Below are 19,750 nucleotides of genomic sequence, written 5' to 3'. Positions count from 1 at the left end.
GTGGACGTCGAGCACGTCATCGGCCTGCCGCACCCGCGGCTGCGGCCGTTCGTCACGCGGTACTCCGGGTATCGGATGCGCACCGAGCCTGGCATTCACCGCGGCCTGCCGTCGCGCTCGCTCACGCTCGTCGTCACGATGGACGGCACGGTCGACCTGTCCGAGGGTCGGTTCGCCACGCTGTGCGGCGGGCTGCACGACGAGGCCGTGATCATCACCCACGACGGGTTCCAGCACGGCGTCCAGTGCGCCCTCACGCCGTTGGGCATGCGCGCGTTCTTCGGCATGCCGGCCGGTGAGCTGGCGGCGACCACCGTCGGGCTCGACTCCCTCGACGCGCCGGCCGCCGAGCTGCGCGAACGGCTGCAGGACGCGCCGACGTGGACGGATCGGTTCGCCCGGCTGGACCTGATGTTCGACAGCATGGTCAGGCCGGTGCGGCAGCAGGTCGAGGTGGCGTGGGCGTGGCAACGGCTCGCGGCGGGGGCGCCGGTCGCGGAGATCGCCGCCGAGGTCGGGTGGAGCCGGCAGCACCTGAGCGCGCGGTTCGCGGCCGAGTACGGGCTCACGCCCAAGGTCATGGGCCGCGTGATGAGGTTCGAGCGGGCGAACCGGATGCTGCGGGGCGAACGGCGGCCCACGCTGACGGAAGTGGCCGCTGCCTGCGGCTACACCGACCAGGCGCACTTCAACCGGGACTGGCGCGCGCTGTGCGGGGCGACCCCGACCGAGTGGATCGCGGCCGAGCTTCCATTCGTACAAGGCAGCGAGCACGGTCAGAGCGCAGAGTTGCCGTCATGAGCACACCCGCACCTACCTGTTGGCCCTGTTTGTCCTATCAGGACGCTCCCGCCGCCGTTCGCTTCCTCGTGGAGGCGTTCGGGTTCAAGGAGCACCTCGTCGTGCCGGGAGAGGCCGACGGCGAGGTCGTGCACTGCGAGATGGTCTGGCCCGAGGGCGGCGGCGTCATGCTCGGGTCCGCCGTGCGATCGGTCGGCGAGGTCGAGGCGACCAAGGCCGGCGCCGGATCCATCTACGTGGTGACCGACCGGCCCGACGAGCTCCACGCGCAGTCACTGGCGCACGGGGCGACCGAGATCCGCGGTCTGCGCGACGAGGACTACGGCTCGCGCGGCTTCACCGTCGCCGACCCCGAGGGCAACCGCTGGAGCTTCGGCACCTATCGCGGAGCGTGAGGCAACCTTCACGCGGAGTTCGGAGTCTCCCTGGGTGGAGAGGTTCACACCCAGGGGAGGACACGTGCGTCTTGCACGATGTTCGGTGATCGCCGCTCTCGCCGCCGGGCTGCTCAGCCCGGCGGCGACGGCGCAGGCGGAACCGTTGAGAGCTCAGCAGACCTCGACCATCACGCTGATCAGCGGTGACAAGGTCGTGGTCAACGAGCGCGGGGAACTCGTCAGGGTCGAGGGTCGGCCCGGCATGCAGTTCGCCCAGTACGTCCAGAACGACCACCAGTACGTGGTGCCGGCGGACGCGGTCGACGCGGTGGGGCAGGATCGCGTCGACAAGCGCTTCTTCGACGTCACCTCGCTGCACGGCTACGGGTACACCGACGACAAGATCGACCGGATTCCGTTGCTGAACAACGGTTTCCGTGCGGCCGGCGCGGTGCAGAAGAAGGACGCGGCGCAGCAGTGGACGGCGCGGCGCACCAGCACGTCGCGTGCCGAGAAGCTGTGGCTCGACGGCAAGTCGAAGCTCTCGCTGACCGAGAGCGTTCCCATGGTGGGGGCGCCCGGTGCGTGGCAGGCCGGGTTCGACGGCACCGGCGTCACGGTCGCGGTCCTCGACACGGGTTACGACCAGAAGCACCCGGAACTCGCGGGCGTCGTCTCGGTGTCCAAGGACTTCACCCCGGCGGGCATCCAGGACAACGTCGGGCACGGCACGCACGTCGCGGCCACGGTCGCGGGGCGCGGCAGCCAGTACGTCGGCGTCGCGAAGGGCGCCTCGCTCGCGGTGGGCCGGGTCTGTGAGGCCGAGTACTGCTTCGACAGCGCGGTGATCGCCGGCATGGAGTGGGCGGCGCGCGACGTCAAGGCCGAGGTCGTCAACATGTCGCTGGGCGGCGACCAGTCCGACGGCACGGACCCGTTGTCGCTCAAGGTGAACGAGCTGACCGCCGAGACCGGCGCGCTGTTCGTGATCGCGGCGGGCAACTACGGCACCCGGCGGCAGGTCTCCGGACCGGCGGCGGCCGACGCGGCACTGGCCGTGGCGAACATGACCAAGCAGGGCGCGCTGCAGGAGTGGTCGTCGCGCGGTCCGCGGATCAACGACTACGCGGTCAAGCCGGACATCGCGGCGCCGGGCACGGACATCGTGGCCGCACGCGCCGAGAACACGTTGTGGGACCACGCGGTCGACGACCTGCACGCGAAGCTGACCGGTACGTCGATGGCGACGCCGCACGTGGCCGGTGCCGCCGCGGTCCTCGCGCAGCGCAACCCGACCTGGAAGGCCGCCGAGCTCAAGGCCGCTCTGATGGCGACGGCCAAACCGGTCGCGGACTCTCCCACGAGCGTCGGCACCGGTCTGCTCGACGTCGAACGCGCGGTGAAGCAGCAGGTCCGGGCGTCGGTGGGCAGCCTGTCGTTCGGGCTGCTGCAATGGCCACACACCAAGACGTTCACCAAGACGATCACCTACTCGAACGCGGGCACCGAGCCGCTCACCTTGGCGTTGCAGCACAACCTCGGCGCGGACTTCGCGGTACCGGCGTCGGTGACCGTGCCGGCTCAGGGCAGCGCCGCGGTCGACGTCGTGCTGGATCCGCGCAAGGGCAACGGCACGTTCTTCGGGCACCTCAAGGCTTCTGCTGAGGGTGTCTCCGTGACGACCGCCGTCGGCGCGTACGTGCAGGAGGAACGGCACGAACTGAAGGTGTCGATGACCGGACGCGACGGCAAGCCGGTCCCGAGCGAGTTCGTCGTCGTGGTCAACATGTCGACGCAGGAAGCGTCGGTGCTCTCCATCGTGGACGGCGTCGGAACGTCCCGGCTGCCGGTCGCGGACTACGCGGTGATCGGCCGCATCGACGAGCTGACGCCGAACTACGCCTGGTTCACGCCGGTCTCCGCGACCGAGGTGGCGGGCCGCGTCTCGCTGAACGCGGACGTGTCCGTCGCGCTGGATGCCAGGCAGGGCAAGCAGATCAGCGTCGAGCTGCCCGAACGCGACTCGGTGGTCTGGTACCGCGACGCCACGCTCGCGGTGCCGTTCAAGCCCGGCAAGATCAGCGGTGTCGCCAGCATCGTCGACGGCCGGGTTCCGTTGTACGGCCTGTCGTTCGGGGCGCCGCTGCCCGAACTGACCTACGACTCCGGGCTCAAGGGCGGACAGCCGCTGGTCTCGGTTCCCGGCGGGTTCCCCGTGCGGTACTACGAAGGCAGCAAGTACCTGCCGCCGGGTGAGCACAAGCTCGACGTGGCCGAACGCGGCGCCGACGTGCGCGGCAAGCTCGCCCTGGTCCGTCAGGCGGGCGAGGACCCCTACGCCGTCGCCCAGGAGATGAAGGACGCCGGAGCGGTCGCCGTGCTGTGGGCGGGGCCGGTGCCGTTCGGCTACGACCAGCAGACGGCGATTCCGGTGATTACCGTGGCGGAACACCACGTGACCACCACACCGGCGAAGCTGACGTTGCGGGCCATCGCGGGTTCGCCGGTCTCGTACACGTTGTTCCTGCGGGACAAGGGCGCGTTGCCGGCCGGCACCAGGAAGATCCGGCACTCGGACCTCGCCGAGGTCAAGGCGCGCTACCACACGTCCGGCGCGGACGGCTCCGTCCTGGAACGGAACTCCCCGGTCGTCAACGGCACTCTCGGCGACGTGCTGGACGAACGGATCTCAGCTCCCGCGCAGCGCACCGAGTACTTCACGCCGGGCACCTGGTACCAGGAGGGCTTCGACGGACGCAGCTCCGGTGCCGGCGACGACCCGGACACGACCTCGTGGGCCGACCTCGCACCGATGACCTACCAGGCGGGCAGGAAGTACGAGCGGACCAACCTCCGCGCGGTCACGTCACCCCGGCTCGGCGGTTCGCCGCTCGTGACGTGGGCGGACGGCGGTGGCGTCGAACGGTCGGGCGACCTGATCAACTCCAGGATCTCGCCGTTCGGCGGTTCGACCTGGGTGGAGAACTGGCACCGCGGCGGCTGGGGAACGCTCGAACTCCAGCACAACGGCGTCGCGCAGGGCTGGTCCGACGTCCGGCAGGGCTCGTTCCACGCCCCCGCCCGCGACGGCCGGTACAAGCTCCTGCTGGACGCCTCCCGCGAGACGCTGGCGTTGTCGACGAGCGTGAAGACGACGTGGGAGTTCTCCGGCGCCGCCGACGGCAAGTTGCCGTTGCTGGAGGTCGACTACTCGCTGCCGGTCGACCTGCGCAACAGCTGGAAGGCCGGTGCGCCGATGCCGGCGAAGTTCACCGCGTCGCGTCAGGCGGGCGCGGGCAACGCCTCGTTGCGCTCACTGCAGGCGTACGCGTCGTTCGACGACGGGGTCACCTGGGTGCCGGTGAAGTCGCTGGTACCGGCCGGTGGAGCGGCGGGTGGGTTCGTGTCGTTGCGCGTGGTGGCTTCCGACACGGACGGCAACACCGTCGACCAAACGGTGCTGCGGGCCTATCGCCTGCGCTGAAATAGGCCGAACGGTCGTGTGTATTGCGTCTGTAGGGCGTAACCACGCGGCCGTTCGGTCGTTATAACCCCCTGCGGCACCTGCCCCGCCGTGCGCGAGACGATCCAGGGACGCGGCGTCTCTGCGCCCGGGGCAGGTGCCGCATTTTCTCGGTGGCCGGTTCGGTGCCGCTGTGGTGGCATGTGGGTCCATGGGGACTTTCGAGGAGCTGGTGGCCGAGGGCGCGGCCGTGCCGCTGGAGGGCTGGGACTTCTCGTGGTTCGAGGGCCGGGCCACCGAGGAACGCCCGCCGTGGGGTTACGCCGGGTTGATCGCGTCGCGGCTCGCGGCCGTCTCGTCGGCGCTGGACCTGCAGACCGGCGGGGGAGAGGTCACCGCGTCCGCTTCGGTGCTGCCGCCGCTGATGGCCGCCACCGAGTCGTGGCCCCCGAACGCCCTGGTGGCGTCGAAGAACCTGCCGCTCGTCGTGCAGGCGCCCGACGACGGTCCGTTGCCGTTCCGGTCCTCGTCGTTCGATCTCGTGATCAGCCGGCACCCGGTGGTGACGCCGTGGCGGGAGATCGGGCGGGTCCTGCGGCCCGGCGGGACCTACTTCTCGCAGCAGATCGGTGCGGGCACGAATTCGGGGCTCACGGACTTCATGATGGGACCGCAGCCGGTGAGCGAGGCCCGAGGCACCGAACGTGCCCGCGCCGAGGCCGAAGCCGCCGGGCTGGAGGTGCTCCGGCTGGAACCGGCGGCGTTGCGGGTGGCCTTCTTCGACGTCGGCGCGGTGGTGCACTTCCTGCGGAAGGTGCTGTGGACCGTGCCGGGGTTCACCGTGGAGGGGTATCGGGACCGGCTTCGGGCCATGCACGAGCACATCCGGGAGCACGGCGAGTTCGTCTGCACCTCCACGCGGTTCCTGGTCGAGGCCCGGAAGCCGTGAGCTCCTAGCGGTCCTCGGTCCCGCCGGTGACCCCGAGGTAGTTCTGTCGGGCGATCTCCTTGTACCGCTCGACCTCCTCCTCCGCGATGCCCAAAGCCTCACCGTCGAGGTGGTCGTTGGCGAGCTCGTACATGTAGATGCTTTTCAGCCAGCCGGCCGTCGGCGTCCAGACCTGCTCCATCGAGTAGCCCTGGGGACTGAGCCAGGTCCGCAGGAGCGCGCGAGGACTCTCCACCGGGTGGAGGCTGGTCACGACCAGGGAGTAGAAGTACTGGCCGTCGGCGGGTTCGTAGCTCCGGACGCGAGCCGCCTGGAGCTCCTCGAACCGCCGGGCGGCCTCTTCGGTGACCGGATGGATCTCGCCGTCCATCTTGCCGCTGCGAACGAGGTGCACGGTGTTGCAGGCCTCCCACCTGAGGTTCTGCGTGTACTCCTCCTCGTGCGCACGGCCCTCTTCGTCCGTCCACTGGCGACAGACGATGGACGGTTCGTCCACAGACGGGTGCGACGAGTTGACGCGGGCGAAGTAGTGGTAGTTCACGGTGCCCCCAGGCGGTGTTCTGTCCGGTACGAGAACAGCCCCTCCGGAACTCGTCCGGAGGGGCTGCTTCGACAGTACTACTAGCGGGGCTGGCGCTCGCGGCGGATCGTCACGCGCTTGCCCTTGATCGTGGCGTCGCGCAGCTGCTCGATCACGTCGTTCGCGGCCGTGCCCGGCACCTCGACCAGCGAGAACCGGTCGGCGATCTCGATGGCGCCGATGTCGCGGCCCTTCAGGTTCGTCTCGCCGGTGAGGGCGCCGACGATGTCCTGCGGCCGGATGCCCGACGAGCGGCCGGCACCCAGGAACAGCCTGGTCATGCCCTCGGTCGGGCCACGGCGTTCGCGGCGCGGGCCGGAGGGGGCGCCGACGCCGTCGCGGCGCGGACGGTCCTCGCGGGGGCGGACCTCCGGGATCTCCTCCTCGTCGGCGGCGGCACCGGAGGCCTCGTGCGCGAGCTTGACCGCGGCGAGCGCGATCTCCATGACGTCGAACTCGTCCGCCAGGGTCTCGACCACGACGCGGAAGCGTGAGAGGTCGTCTTCCAGCAGCGACTCGTGCAGCGACGAGCGGGTCAGCTCCAGCTGGCGGGCGCGCAGGTCGGCGACCGTCGGGACCTTCTCGACCGGGATCTTGGTCTTGGTGACGCGCTCGATCGTCTTGAGCATCGAGTTCTCGCGCGGCTCGACCAGGGTGATCGCGACGCCCTCACGGCCGGCGCGGCCCACGCGGCCGATGCGGTGCGTGTACGCCTCGGGGGCGGACGGCACGTTGTAGTTCACGACGTGCGTGAGCTGCTCGATGTCGAGGCCACGGGCGGCGACGTCGGTGGCCACCAGCAGGTCGGCGGTGCCGGAACGCAGGCGCGACATGACGCGGTCGCGCTGCTCCTGGCTGATGCCGCCGTGCAGCGACTCGGCGCGGTAGCCGCGGCCGTTGAGCGTCTCGGTGAGCTGGTCGACCTCGTCGCGGGTGCGGCAGAAGACGACGGCGGCGGTCGGCGACTCGACGTCCAGCACGCGGCCCAGCGCTGCGGGCTTGTGCTCGCGGCGCACCAGGTACGCGGTCTGCCGGACGCGCGGGGCCTCGCCCGGCTCCGTCTTCTCGCGCTCGATCTGGATCAGCACCGGCGAGCGGAGGTGGCTCTTGGCCATGCGGTCGATGCGCGGCGGCATCGTGGCCGAGAACAGCACGGTCTGCCGTTCGGCGGGCGTCTCGCTCAGGATCGCGTCGATGTCCTCCGCGAAGCCCATGTCGAGCATCTCGTCGGCCTCGTCGAGCACGACGACCCGGAGGTCGCCCAGCTGCAACGTGCCGCGCTGGAGATGGTCGATCGCGCGGCCCGGGGTCGCGACCACCACGTCGACGCCGCGGGACAGCTCGCGCAGCTGGCGGCCGATGGGCTGGCCGCCGTAGATGGGGAGGACGCGTGCGCCCATGTGGCGTCCGTAGCGGTGGACCGCCTCCGACACCTGCACGGCCAGCTCACGGGTCGGCGCGAGCACGAGGGCCAGCGGCTTCTCGCCCTTGCCGATCCTGTCGGCGATGCGCTCGAGCAGCGGGAGCGCGAACGCCGCCGTCTTGCCCGTGCCCGTGGCCGCCTGGCCCAGCAGGTCGTTACCCGCGAGCAACGGCGGGATCGCTTCGCTCTGGATCGGCGTCGGCTCCTCGTAGCCCAGCGCGTTGAGGGCGTTGAGGAGGTCGGGCCGCAGCCCCAGGTCGGCGAAACCGTTGTCGGCGGAACCGTTGTCGGCGGTGGTCATGGGGAGTATCTTCCCTCACCGCCTCACACCGCACTCACTCAGACCAGGTCAAGCCGCCTCTCGCAGGTTCACACGCAGGTCCGCGCTGCTCGTCACGCCGTTCACCGTGACCGACATCTTGACCTGACCAGGCCTTATTCCGGTGAGGACACCGGTGTCCGATTCGAGCCAAGCCACGTGCCAGGGCCGGATACCGTCCGCCGCGCCCACGTGCAGACCAGGTGACCCTTCCCACACCGCGCCCATCGGATACCGCACCGGCACCGACCGGGATCCCTGTTTCACCGTCGCCGCAACCGTTTCCGTGGCACCGGAGCGCAGGGTGGACGGAACGTGCACCTGGAGTGCGTCCACATGAGGCCGGATCTCGGCTTTGACGCTGTTTCCGGAGACACCTACGAGCGTCCAGCCGGTGAACCCGCCCGCCTCCGCGGGTGCCTTGCCGGAGTTGCCGTTGATCACGAACGGCACGCCGTCCACAGTGGACGCGAAGAACCCGCCGACGTGCCCGCCGATGAACGCCGTGGGTTTGTCTCGTTCGGACAACAGCCGCTCGAAGTAGGAGGCTTCCAGCCGGTCGGCGAGCTGGCTCGTGCGCGCGGGCGTGGGATCGCGCGGCGGGTGGTGCATCATCACGACGGCTTGGCCTTCGGCGGTCTGCAACGCGTTCCGGAGCATCTCCATCTGCTCGAAGCCGCCGCCCCGGATCGTCCCGGTCGACGAGTCGAGCAGAACGAACCTGGTGCCCCTGTGGTCGAACGTGCGGTGGGTGACGCCGAACTCGCGGCGGAAGCCGTCGATCGTGCCCGGCCCCATGATCTCGTGGTTGCCCGGCACGTAGTACCAGGGGAAGTCTGCCAGCTCCTCGGTCAGAACCCTGCGCGCGAGCTTCAGGTCCTCCGGGGACGCCTCGTCGACGAAGTCACCGTTGATCACGACGAACTCCGCGCCGGAGTTCCTGATCTCCCTGAGCGTGCGGCGGGCGGACCGGACGAGGTCGCTGTCCGGGTTGCGGGCCACGAACTGGGCGTCGGACATGACCGCGAACTTCCAGCCCTCCGCCGGGCCGATCACGTCCTCGCGCAGGTCCGGGGCGGGTGGCAGGGTGACCGCCGGAGGCACTCTCGCCACGATGTCGTCGACGATCACCTCACCCTTGTACGACCGGTCGGCCTTGGTCTCGATCGTGTAGAACCTCGTGACCTGGACCGGGAACTTGAGCTCCGGCGGCACCGCGACCTCGATCTGCCGCCAGCCGTGCCAGGTGACGTAGGGGCCGTAGAGCGACCGCGACTGTCCTGTCGAGTCCGTGACGGTGAACGCCGTCCACTCGCCCTGGCCGCTGCCGCTGACCCAGGCGGCGAGCGACAGGGGTTGCCCGTCGACCTGGATCGGCTTCGGCGGGACCGCGTAGGCGGTGCGCGTGCCGGTCGACTGCGTGAAGTCGTAGCTCAGCCTCAGTCCCGCACCGGTGTGGCCGTTCGGCTCCGGTTCCACCTTGCCGGTCGCACGCGCCGACCCGAAGGTCCACTGTGGAGCGTCGTCGAACGCGGCGAGCGGCTGGTCGTGCACGCCGACCGTGACCGCCGTCCGCGTCTCCTTGCCCTGGGACCGCGCCCTGATCGTCGTGGCGCCGGTCTTCAGCGCCTTGATCCGCAGGTCCGGGGTGACCTCGATGACGCTCCGGTCGTAGCTGAGGTCGAGGTCGGCCCGTTCGATCGGCGCGCTGAAACCCTTCGCGTCGAAACCGTTGACGCGCAACGGCTTGCTCTCGTTCTCGCTCAGGCTGATCCGGGGGCTCTCCGGTGCGAGCCTGGTGAGCTTGCCCAGCACGGTGAGCATCGCGGTCTTCGTCGTGAGGCCGCGGAAGGCGGTGAACGACGCCGGTCCGCCGTGTGGTGCCGCGTGGAAGGTGTCGCCGATCGCCCACCCGCCCGTCGCGCGCGTGACGTGCTCGTTGTTCGTGGCCGGTCCGAACGTCTCGTCGTGGCCGCGCACGGTCATCCTGCGGGTCATGCCGGGGAAGACGCGGGTGCTCGCGGTCTGCACGTCGAAGCCGGTGAGCCGGCCGGTGCCGGCCGGGGCGTAGAGCGCGAGGCCGTTCGGGATCGGGCGTTCGCCGCCGTCCGAGGGCGTGTTGACGACCTTGAGTTCGGTGGTGCCGGGTTCGCGGGCGAGCATGGTCGACGAGCCGCCGCCGTCGAGGTTGAGGGCGTTGTGCGCGCCGAGTTCGATCATCGCGTCGGCGAGGTCCTGGAGGTCGAGTCCCTGGAGGTGGGCGCCCTGCCGCCCGTCGACGGTCAGCATCGTCATCTTCTTGCCGTCCGCGGAGAACCCGACCGCCGTGCGCGGGTGCAGAGGGTCGGCCGGAGCGACGTTCTTGCCGTCCTTGACCAGGAGTTGGCGTCCGCCGATGGCCGTCCTCGGCTCGCTGCCGTTGCTGGTGCGGCTGCGGTAGGCGATGTCCGCGCGGTCGCCCGGCTTGAGGGTTTTGAGCACGTCCGCGCCTTTGTCCCGGCCGACCAGCGCGTACCCCTCGACGGGCGTCGCGCTCGGGCTCCCCGCGGACTGGACGACGTCGTCCTTGACGATCACCTCGGCCGTGTTGGCCGCACCTTGCGTCGCGCGCGCTCTGCTGTACGTGCCCCACAACGGGTTGAAGACGCCGATCCCGTCAACGTCGATCCGCGCGCTGTTGAGCTGCGTCAGCTCGTGCGTGCCGTTGAGCGTGCCTTCGAAGAAGGTCTCCATCACGCTGCCGACACCGGCCGCGTCGATGCCCACGGCCCTGCCCTCGCCGGACTTGCGCAGCCGGCCGTCCTGGACGCCGACGCCTTCGGGAGCGTTGGAGTTGTTGATGTCGAAGAAGTCGCCGTTGATCGCCGCGACCGCTCTCGACGTCTGCCGTGAGAGCGGCGCCGCCTGCGACACGGTGCCGGGATCGACGTACCCGACCTGAGCTTTCGTGAGGTCGACGGCCAGCGCGTCCCCGCGGACCCACCCGTCGGCCTCGTACCAGTCGAACGAGCTGAGGGTGACGCCGGGAGCGACGGGTCTCTCGGTCCGTTCGGTCTCGATGCGTCTGTCGACGTCGGCGTGAGCGGGGGAAACGGGCGCAAGCAGGGCAGCGGTGATGATCACCGCAAGTGCACGTCTCGTCACGCCCCGGAACCTAGACTGGCCCGGTGAAGAAACGCCTAACGGTCTGCGCCTCGCACCTGATCACTCTGCCGAGCGCACCTCACGGCCCGGTCCGGTCGGCGATCGGTGCCGCCCGCGAGGCCGTTGACGAGTTCGATCCCGAGCTCGTCGTCTTCTTCGGCACCGACCACCGGCGCGCTTTCCGTTCCGTGGTCCCGACCTTCGCCGTGGTGCTGGAGGCGACCGCCCAGGGCGACGTCGCTGGACCCACCGGTTCCTACGACGTGCCCGCAGATCTGGGACGCGCGCTGGTGGCCGACCTCGTGGCGCACGAGTTCGACATCGCCACGGCCTACAGCGCGGCCCTGGACCACGCGTTCGGCCACACGACCCGCGACCTGCTGGGCACGATCTCCTCGAAGCCGGTGCTGCCGATCTTCATCAACTGCGCCTCACCGCCGCACGCGACCTTCCGCCGCGCGGCGTCGTTGGGACGCCGCGTCGGGGAGTTCTTCGCGGACAAGCGCGTGCTCTACGTCGGCTCCGGTGGGCTGGCGCACGACCTGCCGGGCTTCCGCGAACCCGAGACCGGCGTGGTGCTCACCGAGGAGGAGCGCCAGGAGTGGATCAAATCCGTCAACTCGAAGGCCCGCTCCGAGGGCACGATTCGTGAGCTGGTGCGCACGTGGGACGAGTCCTTCCTGGCCGGGATCGGCGGCACGGCGTGGGAGTGGCTCGACTCGATCGACGTCGATCTGGTCGAGCGCGGCGGGAACGGTGCGGCGGAATGCCTCACCTGGACGGCCGCGTGGGCCGCCGGTGGGCAGGGCCTGACGACGCTGGCGCACGAGTTCGACACCAGCGGCCGCGCGGTCGTGATGTCCGCGCGCTAGGCCCTCAAGCCGGCGGCGGCGCCTCCACGGTGGAGAGAAGGTCGGCCTCCGCCTGATAGAGGCGGCCGAGGTCGATGAGCAACGTGCCCAGATCGCGATAGTGCGCGGCGCGTTCGAGATCGGGAATCAGGCCGCACGTGCGCAACATGTTTTGTGCGAGCAGCTCACCGAACTGTGGATAAGTCTTCACCACCTCACGCGAGAGGCGCTGAAGAGATATGCGCAGAAGGTCTTCGGTCAGGATTTCCGCGGCCACGGCAGGATCCCCTCGTTCTCGCGCCAGATGCCGTCGCAGTCCCAGCACGTCGGCCAGACTATCTTGTCTCGCCACAGGCTGAACTCTTGCGGCACAAAGGGATCGCCGCATAGTGTCTCGACGAGCTGCCCCCTGGCCGGCTCGTCGGAGATGGCGTGTCGCCGCCCTTCGTGGGGCGTCCATCGAAATCTCACAGGATTATTCTGCAACTTGGAGGAGCTCCAAGCTAACGCCCTTTTGGGTTGTGTTAGCGGTAAATGTTCTGGAGCCCCTGAGAATGGGTCTACGGTCCTCGCCATGCCGAAAAGATTCTCCACTGCAAGGGGTCGGGAGTTCGGTGACGGGCTTCGCGCCGCCATCGCCGCCACGGGCATGACCTCGCGCAAGATCGCCGAAATCGTCGACTGGCAGGAAGCCAAGCTGTCCGACCTGATCAACGGCAAGGGCGGTGCCACCGAACTGGAACTCGCGTTGCTGCTGGGCGCGTGCCGGACGCCGTCGGACGAGCGGGAACACCTGATGAAGCTCTTCCGCGCGACGAACGTCAAGGGATGGCTTCAGGAACACGGGGCCGCGGAGCCGATCCTGCCGCGCACTCTCGTTCAGCACGAGGCGATCGCGAAGACGCTCGTGAGCTGGTTGCCGTTGCTGGTGCACGGCATGTTGCAGATTCCGGACTACGCCCGTGCGGTGATCGCGGCGAACGCGAACGTGCCCGAGGACGAGGTGGAAGAGCGCGTCGCGACACGAGTGGCACGGCAGGAGGCGCTGCGGCCGGGACTGAAGGCGACGTTCTACCTCCACGAATCCGTGCTCAGGACGCCGGTCGGTGGTGAGGAGGTGATGCGTGCCCAGTTGGAGTACCTGGTGAAGGTGTCGATGCGGCAGTACGTCGTCATCAGGGTGATACCCACGTCGATCGGGGCGCACGCGGGGCACGCGGGCGGCTTCAACCTGATGAGGTTCCACAAGATCGAGCCGGTCGTCTTCGTGGAGAGCGAGAACGCCAGCCTGATCATCGAGTCGCCGCTGCCGATCAAGAGCTACGACGCGGTGGCCGAATCACTCGCCCGGACGGCGTTGGACGAGGAACAATCGAGGAGTCTGATCAAAGACATCATCGGTTGAGGAGACACGGATGGCCGAGTGGCGCAAGAGCACTTTCAGCGCGAACGCCAGCGACTGCCTTGAGGTCGCCTGGCGCAAGAGCAGCTACAGCGCCAACGCCAGCGAGTGCGTCGAAGTCGCCATCGGCATCGGCATCCGGGACAGCAAGGCGCCGGCCGCACACATCGAAATCAACGCCGACGCCTGGACCGCGTTCCTGGCGGGCGTCACGCGGGAGCGCTGAACCGGCGGTCGTTACCATCCGAACCATGACGATGCCCGCAGCGATCGAAGCCGTCCGTGCCGCGTTCGTCGGGCTCAGCGCGGAGGAGTTCGACCTGCCCGCGCGGCACGCGTTCAGCGACAGCCAGTCGCTCGTGATGGCGGTGCACCACCGGCCCACGCGGTCCACGGCGGTCAAGGTGATCAGCATCGAGATCGAACGGGATCCGGTGATCACGGGCACGGTCGTGTACTCGCATCCGGACGGTCAGTTCGTCACGGACGCGGTGTCGCTCACGACGCTGCGGACTGGCGCTGTTGTTGGCGTGGCAACGGATCTGCTGGCCGACGACGACGCGTCGCACCTGGCGTTGCTGGGGGCCGGGGCGCAGGCGGCGGACCAGATCCGGGCCGTGCACGCGGTGCGGCCGTTGAAGAAGCTCGTCGTGTTCAACCGGAACGCCAAGAAGGCCGAGGCGTTGCTGGAGAGCATGAAGGACGAGTTGCCGGACACGGTGATGGACGTGGCGAACGACCCGGACGACGCGGTCGAGAGCGCGGACATCGTGTGTTGTGCGACGGCGTCGACCGTGCCGTTGTTCCGGTGCGACTCGCTCAAGGAACGGGTGCACGTCAACGCCATCGGGTCGTATCGGCCGGTGATGCGGGAGCTGCCCGAGGAACTGCTGGCGACCGCCGGAGTCGTTGTGGTGGACCAGGTCGAGGCCGCGCTCAGTGAGGCCGGTGAGATCATCCGGGCCGTGCAGTCCGGTGTGCTCAGGCTGGAGTCGCTCGTCGAACTCGGTGCGGCACTGGGGAATCCGCCGCTGCGAGAAGGCCGGACGGTGTTCAAGTCGGTCGGCGTCGCGGTGCAGGACTGGGCTGTGGCAAGGCTTTTGGCATAGAAGAAGCGCTGGACGTGAACCCATCCGCCGCGGGGGTTCACGTCCAGCGCCGTGATTCTCCGTGTCAGGCCATGCGCAACCTGACGTGGAGAGACCTCAGACCTGCCACTTCTGGCTGGCGACGCCGAGGCATTCCCAGATGTGGGTTCTCGTGCCGTCGGCCGAGGAACCACCGATGGCGTCCAGGCACTTGTTGGCCTGCGGGTTCACGATGTCCTGTGCCCCGCTGACGGCCCATTGCTGGGCAGCCGAGCCGTTGCAGTCCCAAAGCTGGACCACTGTGCCGTTGGCGGTGCCGCCACCGTTGACGTCGAGGCACTTGCCCAGCGCGCGGATCGTGCCGTCACCGGGACGGCTCCACTTCTGCGCGGCGTTGCCGTTGCAGCCGACGATCTGGATGGGCGTGCCGTTGGCGGTGTTCGCCCAGGGCACGTCGAGGCACTTGCCGCCGATGCCGCGGATCTCCGAGCCACCACCGCTGGGGGTGTCGTTGGAGACGCGGACCCAGTCGATCACGAGCTGCTGCGGGAACGTCGTGCTGCCGTCGGGGTAGCCCGGCCACTCACCACCGACCGCGAGGTTGATGATGATGAAGAAGGGCTTGTTGAACACCCACGGGTTGCCGTTGACGTCGGTCGGCGTGTTGCGGGCGTAGACGTTGCCGTCCACCGACCACGTGATCTCGCCCGGCTTCCAGTCAACCGCGAAGTTGTGGAAACCGTCGGAGAAGTTCGGGCCGTTGTAGGCGTGCGACTTGCCGCCCGCGCCGGAGTAACCGGGGCCGTGGATCGTGCCGTACACGGTGTTCGTCTGGTGTCCCAGGAACTCCATGACGTCGATCTCGCCGGAACCCGGCCACGGGTTGCCGGTGTTGATGTCGGCGCCCAGCATCCAGAACGCCGGCCAGATTCCCTTGCCGCGCGGCATCTTCATCCGCGCTTCGAACCGGCCGTAGGTCTGGGTGAACTTGTTCGCGGTGTTGATGCGGGCGGACGTGTACTCACACCGTCCGTACCAGCAGTTGTAGTTGCCGGGGTTCTCGCGCTTGGCGGTGATGACCAGGTTGCCCTGGCCGTCGTGCGCGGCGTTGGAGGTACCCGACTGGTACCACTGGCTTTCCCTGTTGTTGCCGTTGTTGTTGCCCACTTCCATGTTCCACTTGCCGCCGTCGACACCTGAACCGGCGGGAGCGTTGAACTCGTCGGCCCAGGTCACCGCCGCGTTGGCAGGGGGAGCTTGGCTGGTGGTGGCGACGGTGATCCCTGCGGCAACCATCAAGGCAGCGGCAAGGGCCGTCCCGATGCGTCGCTGCATCGAACCGACCTTTCCGGGTGTTGAGTTGTGCGCCCAGTGGTTCGGAAGTGTTGTCGCGCCGTGACCCTCGGTCAACTTGTAAAGGTTTTCACGAATTTGTCAGATGAGAGCGCTCTCAAGTGATCTAGGGGACTGCCAGCGGATTTAAGACTGCTTAACTCGAAGTCGCGTCTCCGGAGGGACCGAACCGGTCCCTCCGGAGACTGCGGGCATCAGCCCTGCGGGGTGGTGATCACGTTGAAGACCGAACCACCGCTCGCCTGGCGGGCGCTGAGGTCCTCGAGGATCGTCGAGATCGGGGCGTAGTCGGTCAGCTCGCCCAGCTGGCACGGGCCGCTGCGGGCCTGCTGGCTGCCCTCCAGGATGCCCAGGGCCGCCTTGGTGACCTGGCTGAACAGCGGGCTGCCGCTGTCACCGTTGCGCGAGCACAGGTCGGTGTTGATGCCGACGTCGGTCGAGAGGACCCGGCCGCAACGCGTGCCGGGGAGGTAGTCCGCGCCGGGGCCGCTGTCGTAGGAGTCCGGGTAGTTCACCGAGCTGGCACCGGAACCCGAGGAGCACACGACCGCGCCGGTCAGGACCTGCGCCAGCGGCGTGACCGAGGTGATCTCCTGGTTCTGGGAGGTCACCTGCGGGCCGCACGGGGTGTCGCCGTTGCTGTCCAGACCACCGTTGCGGCAGTACTTGAGCACCATGTTGCGGTTGGTCTGGCTCTCCAGCCACCTGTTCGCGGTGGCCGTGTCGACGTACCGCAGGGCGGCGTAGTCGTAGGGGTAGAAGTTCTTCTCGATGCCGTGCTGGTTGAGGATCACCTCGCGGTTGTGCTCGGTCGGCACGTTGTTCGTCTTGGTCGCCATGCAGTGGCCCGCGGTCAGCACCCACGGCACTCCCGGGAACGCGCCGCCGGTCGTGCGCAGGTTGAACGCGCTGGTGCAGCCGCCGGTGGTGCCGTTGTCGCGCCTCATGTCCAGGCGCAGGCCTCCGCGCATGGGGCCGTAGTTCGTGCAGTACAGCGGGTGGCAGAAACCCCAGTCGATCGGGTCGGCCGAGTAGGGGGTCGGCTTCTTCAGCGTGCGGGCCGAGACCAGGTTCGGGTCGGCGTCGAACGTGCGCGGCTCGGCCTGCGCGGCGATCCCGGGCTTCTTGAGCCAGGCGCGTTCCCAGACGACGACGCGGTTCTCGGTCGGGCTGATGGCCGGCAGGTACACCGACTCCGTCTTGGCGCCGACCTGGCCGCTGATCCGGTCGTAGGTGGCCTGAAGCGAGGCCAGGGAGTTCTTGACCGTGCGGACGCTGACGTTCGCGCGGTCGGGCAACGCTGCGATGTGTCGTTGCGCGGCAGCGGGTTTCGTCATCGCGACGACGAGCTTGCCCCCCGCCTGCTGGTCGATCCACATGCCGCCGTACTCACCGGCGGCCTCTCTCTTCAGTCTCTCGTCGAGCTTGGCCGCGTCGTTCTGGAGCTCCAGCCGGCGCAACGCCTCCCGCTCGCTGACGCGATAGGTCTGCACCAGGTAGTCGATCGACTCCTTGACGGTGCTCGGGTCGATCGTCGTCGTCGGTCCGGCCGTGGCCGGTGCAGCCGTGATGGTCGACGCGAACAGCACGCTCGCGGTGACCGCCCCCAGGATCTTGGCTAATCGCAATGGGTTCTCCTTGCCGATGCGAATGACTTGCCATTCATATCCGTAATGGGGCGGGTCGCGCCGGGGATCCACAAGATCTCCACAAAACCTTCGCTTGACGCCGTAGGCTAATGGCGTTAGCTTTTGGGCTATGGCTGTTCGCCCCCGTCTCACCACCGCCAAGGTCGTGGACGCCGCACTGGAACTGGTCGACGAGCACGGCGTCGAGGCACTGACGCTCGCCGCCGTCGCCGCCAGGACCGGTGTCGCCACACCCTCGCTCTACAAGCACGTCGCGAGCCTCGGCGAGCTCAAAGGCCACGTCGGCCTGCGGGTGATGGAGGAGATGACCGCCCGGTTCACCGACGCCGTCGTCGGCAGGGCGGGGGACGACGCCGTCCGGGCGCTCATGCACGCGTACCGCGCGTACGTGCAGGAACACCCGAAGCGCTACCTGGCCGTGCCGATGGACCCGCTGCACGACGAACTGCAGCGGGAGGCCGGCCTGAAGTTCATGGAACTCGTGCTCGCCACGCTGCGGAGCTACGGCCTGGAGGGCTCGGACGCCATCCACGCCACGCGAAGGCTGCGGGTGATCGTGCACGGCTTCGCGTCGATCGAGTCCAGCGGCGGCTTCGGCCTGCCGGAGGGACTCGACGACACCTACGACCAGCTCGTCCGGATGTACCTCGACGATCTCAGGGGGCAATCATGAAGTGGACGCTTTCCGCCGCAGGCCTGCTTTTCCTGCTGTACCCGGCGTCAAGACCGTGGCACGACGAAACGACCGCAGCAGGCGCCGCAGCCTCGATGGGATCGACCGCGTGGGTGCTGTCGCACCTGTTCGCGATGATCGGCTTCATCCTCGTGCCGATCGCGTTGCTGGAGATCCACCGCACGGCCGCGATCACGTTCTGGGTCGGCGCCGGGCTCACGCTGCCGTACTACGGCGCCGAGGACTTCGGCCTGCACGCGATCGCCGCGCAGCCGAACATCCTCGAACTGGCCGAGTCCGTGCGCTACAACCCGTTCGCCGTCACGACCTTCGCGATCGGGCTCGTCACCATGGGCGTCGCGGCGGTCATGGTCGCGCTGAAACTCCGCACCACCGCGGCGATCGTGTTCGCGGCCGGGTTCGCGTTGTTCCTGCCGCAGTTCTTCACGCCTCCGGCCGTTCGGATCGCCCACGGCGTGCTCATGATCGTGGGCTGCGTGTGGCTGGCGTGGGACTCAGCGCGCAGTGAGTCGAAAGACTCGCAGCTCGCGGCCGCCTGACCGCTCCACGTAGTCCTGGAACGCGGGGTAGGCCGCCACCATCCTGGTCCAGGCGGCCTCTCGCTCAGTTCCTTCGAGCAGCGTTCCCCGGACATCTCGGACGTCGCCGCGCACGTTCACCTGGATGTCCGGGTTCTTGAGCAGGTTCGTGGTCCACGCGGGGTGGTTCGGCTTGCCCCAGTTCGACCCGACGACCAGCATCGACTCGCCGTCGGCGACGTACTGGACCTGGTTCTCGCGCCGCTCACCGGACTTGGCGCCCACTGTGATCAGCGTCAGGCCGGTCTGCTTGCTGAACGAGACGAGGCCGACCTTGCCGCCGGTCAGCTTGTAGAGCAGGCGATCGGTGCCGACCACGGCCTTTTCCTGCCAGGACATTCAAAGCGCTCCCGTCGACCTCGCCGCGTGGACGGCGGCGGTTCTGTTGTGCACCCCCAGTTTGCGCATCGCACCCCGGAGGTAGGCCTTGACGGTTTCGGTGCTCAGTCCGAGCTCGGCGGCGATCTCCCGGTTGGACGCACCGACCGCGGCCAGCCGAAGCGTATCGAGTTCGCGCGGGGTCAGGCCGCTGGGGACGCTGACGGGTGGTTCGCCGCCGAGGTTCTGGTGCACCTTGCGGAGTCGTTCGCGCAGCACGGGATCGCCGACGAGCTTGGCGACCTCGGCGAGTTCGCGGAGTGCGGCCTGCGTGGGTATGGAAGGCATGTCCAGGTCCTGTGCGAATCCCTGCGCGATGGCGCCGGCCATCCTGATCGCCCGGTCACCCACTGTCGTCTGTCCGCGCACGGCTCCGTAGAGCACGCCGCGCACGGTGCCCCGCACCGTCACCGGGTAGGCGAACACCGAGGTCAGGCGTTCGTTCACCACCACCATCTGATCGAACTCGTGGGTGATCGCCCTGGTCGTGGCGTAGTCGTTGACGCGGACCGCCGTGCCCATCGCGATCGCGGTGCCGCCCAGGCCCCGGCCGGTGCCGACGCGCAGACCGTGCAACGAAGAGCCGTGCGTGCCGAGGAAACTGCTCAGCAGCAGGTCGTGGCCAGGCGTCAACGCTCCACCGAACACGACGGGCAGCCCGGTGGCTCGGCGAAGCATGTCCAGGCGCTGCGGCAACATTG

19 protein-coding genes are annotated in these 19,750 nt (G+C 68.7%); 10 read left to right on the top strand and 9 right to left on the bottom strand.

The annotated features are described in order from the left end of the window. The 4 genes from BM417_RS36815 (at nucleotide 1) to BM417_RS36800 (ending at nucleotide 5,590) form a co-directional block, all read left to right on the top strand. A complete protein-coding gene (locus BM417_RS36815) occupies nucleotides 1-801 on the top strand; it encodes a helix-turn-helix domain-containing protein (RefSeq protein ID WP_218164679.1) in 801 nt (266 codons plus the stop codon). Next, a complete protein-coding gene (locus BM417_RS36810) occupies nucleotides 798-1,196 on the top strand; it encodes a VOC family protein (protein WP_093604112.1) in 399 nt (132 codons plus the stop codon). The genes BM417_RS36815 and BM417_RS36810 overlap by 4 nt, the downstream gene beginning before the upstream one ends. 64 nt (nucleotides 1,197-1,260) lie before the next feature. Further along, nucleotides 1,261-4,662, top strand: a complete 3,402-nt coding sequence (locus BM417_RS36805) for a S8 family peptidase (protein WP_143138966.1) — start codon at nucleotides 1,261-1,263, stop codon at nucleotides 4,660-4,662. A 190-nt stretch (nucleotides 4,663-4,852) separates the two neighbouring features. Continuing rightward, the gene (locus BM417_RS36800; protein ID WP_093604108.1) at nucleotides 4,853-5,590 is read left to right on the top strand and encodes a methyltransferase domain-containing protein; all 738 of its coding nucleotides are present in this window, start codon (nucleotides 4,853-4,855) and stop codon (nucleotides 5,588-5,590) included. Nucleotides 5,591-5,594: 4 nt separating this feature from the next. Here BM417_RS36800 and BM417_RS36795 read toward each other — a convergent pair whose 3' ends face one another. The 3 genes from BM417_RS36795 to BM417_RS36785 all read right to left on the bottom strand — a co-directional run bounded on the left by BM417_RS36795 (nucleotide 5,595) and on the right by BM417_RS36785 (nucleotide 11,056). After that, nucleotides 5,595-6,131, bottom strand: a complete 537-nt coding sequence (locus BM417_RS36795; RefSeq protein ID WP_093604106.1) for a hypothetical protein — start codon at nucleotides 6,129-6,131, stop codon at nucleotides 5,595-5,597. A gap of 80 nt (nucleotides 6,132-6,211) precedes the next feature. Beyond that, the gene (locus BM417_RS36790) at nucleotides 6,212-7,894 is read right to left on the bottom strand and encodes a DEAD/DEAH box helicase (protein ID WP_093604104.1); all 1,683 of its coding nucleotides are present in this window, start codon (nucleotides 7,892-7,894) and stop codon (nucleotides 6,212-6,214) included. A 48-nt stretch (nucleotides 7,895-7,942) separates the two neighbouring features. After that, the gene (locus tag BM417_RS36785) at nucleotides 7,943-11,056 is read right to left on the bottom strand and encodes a phosphodiester glycosidase family protein (protein WP_093604102.1); all 3,114 of its coding nucleotides are present in this window, start codon (nucleotides 11,054-11,056) and stop codon (nucleotides 7,943-7,945) included. Between the two features lie 23 nt (nucleotides 11,057-11,079). Here BM417_RS36785 and BM417_RS36780 point away from each other — a divergent pair, with 23 nt between their 5' ends. Continuing rightward, the gene (locus BM417_RS36780; protein ID WP_093604100.1) at nucleotides 11,080-11,928 is read left to right on the top strand and encodes a DODA-type extradiol aromatic ring-opening family dioxygenase; all 849 of its coding nucleotides are present in this window, start codon (nucleotides 11,080-11,082) and stop codon (nucleotides 11,926-11,928) included. Nucleotides 11,929-11,932: 4 nt separating this feature from the next. Here the strand turns inward: BM417_RS36780 and BM417_RS36775 are convergent, their stop codons facing one another. Further along, nucleotides 11,933-12,184: a hypothetical protein gene (locus BM417_RS36775; protein ID WP_143138965.1), complete on the bottom strand. Its 252-nt coding sequence runs from the start codon at nucleotides 12,182-12,184 to the stop codon at nucleotides 11,933-11,935. After that, on the bottom strand, nucleotides 12,166-12,483 hold the full coding sequence (locus BM417_RS36770; protein WP_143138964.1) for a zinc finger protein: 318 nt from the start codon (nucleotides 12,481-12,483) through the stop codon (nucleotides 12,166-12,168). The genes BM417_RS36775 and BM417_RS36770 overlap by 19 nt, the downstream gene beginning before the upstream one ends. Between BM417_RS36770 and BM417_RS36765 the strand changes: the two genes are divergently transcribed. From BM417_RS36765 to BM417_RS36755, 3 genes are read left to right on the top strand one after another with little or no spacing between them, the layout of a single operon-like run. Then, on the top strand, nucleotides 12,482-13,312 hold the full coding sequence (locus BM417_RS36765; protein WP_143138963.1) for a DUF5753 domain-containing protein: 831 nt from the start codon (nucleotides 12,482-12,484) through the stop codon (nucleotides 13,310-13,312). The two genes, BM417_RS36770 and BM417_RS36765, sit on opposite strands and share 2 nt — an antisense overlap. Before the next feature lie 10 nt (nucleotides 13,313-13,322). Beyond that, nucleotides 13,323-13,535, top strand: coding sequence for a DUF397 domain-containing protein (locus BM417_RS36760; RefSeq protein WP_093604092.1), 213 nt, complete (start codon nucleotides 13,323-13,325; stop codon nucleotides 13,533-13,535). 25 nt (nucleotides 13,536-13,560) lie between these two features. Beyond that, nucleotides 13,561-14,418, top strand: a complete 858-nt coding sequence (locus BM417_RS36755; protein ID WP_093604090.1) for an ornithine cyclodeaminase family protein — start codon at nucleotides 13,561-13,563, stop codon at nucleotides 14,416-14,418. Between the two features lie 96 nt (nucleotides 14,419-14,514). Here BM417_RS36755 and BM417_RS36750 read toward each other — a convergent pair whose 3' ends face one another. Then, the gene (locus BM417_RS36750) at nucleotides 14,515-15,732 is read right to left on the bottom strand and encodes a glycoside hydrolase family 16 protein (protein ID WP_093604088.1); all 1,218 of its coding nucleotides are present in this window, start codon (nucleotides 15,730-15,732) and stop codon (nucleotides 14,515-14,517) included. Nucleotides 15,733-15,944: 212 nt separating this feature from the next. Beyond that, nucleotides 15,945-17,378, bottom strand: coding sequence for a trypsin-like serine protease (locus BM417_RS36745; protein ID WP_245822466.1), 1,434 nt, complete (start codon nucleotides 17,376-17,378; stop codon nucleotides 15,945-15,947). Between the two features lie 130 nt (nucleotides 17,379-17,508). On the opposite strand from BM417_RS36745, the gene BM417_RS36740 reads away from it, so the two are divergent. Together BM417_RS36740 and BM417_RS36735 are read left to right on the top strand one after the other, a co-directional pair. Beyond that, nucleotides 17,509-18,072 carry a TetR/AcrR family transcriptional regulator gene (locus BM417_RS36740; protein WP_093604086.1) on the top strand — a complete coding sequence of 188 codons (564 nt, stop codon included), beginning with the start codon at nucleotides 17,509-17,511 and terminating at the stop codon, nucleotides 18,070-18,072. Then, nucleotides 18,069-18,632, top strand: coding sequence for a hypothetical protein (locus tag BM417_RS36735; RefSeq protein WP_093604084.1), 564 nt, complete (start codon nucleotides 18,069-18,071; stop codon nucleotides 18,630-18,632). The genes BM417_RS36740 and BM417_RS36735 overlap by 4 nt, the downstream gene beginning before the upstream one ends. Here the strand turns inward: BM417_RS36735 and BM417_RS36730 are convergent. After that, nucleotides 18,588-19,010, bottom strand: a complete 423-nt coding sequence (locus BM417_RS36730; RefSeq protein ID WP_093604082.1) for a nitroreductase family deazaflavin-dependent oxidoreductase — start codon at nucleotides 19,008-19,010, stop codon at nucleotides 18,588-18,590. The genes BM417_RS36735 and BM417_RS36730 overlap by 45 nt on opposite strands. Then, nucleotides 19,011-19,727 carry a LuxR C-terminal-related transcriptional regulator gene (locus tag BM417_RS36725; protein ID WP_177320803.1) on the bottom strand — a complete coding sequence of 239 codons (717 nt, stop codon included), beginning with the start codon at nucleotides 19,725-19,727 and terminating at the stop codon, nucleotides 19,011-19,013. Between the last annotated feature and the right edge of the window lie 23 nt (nucleotides 19,728-19,750).

This window comes from Lentzea waywayandensis, assembly GCF_900115955.1.
Taxonomy (GTDB): Bacteria; Actinomycetota; Actinomycetes; order Mycobacteriales; family Pseudonocardiaceae; genus Lentzea; species Lentzea waywayandensis.
The sequence above is the reverse complement of the archived record's forward strand: the minus strand, read 5'-3'. Positions and strand labels throughout refer to the sequence as shown.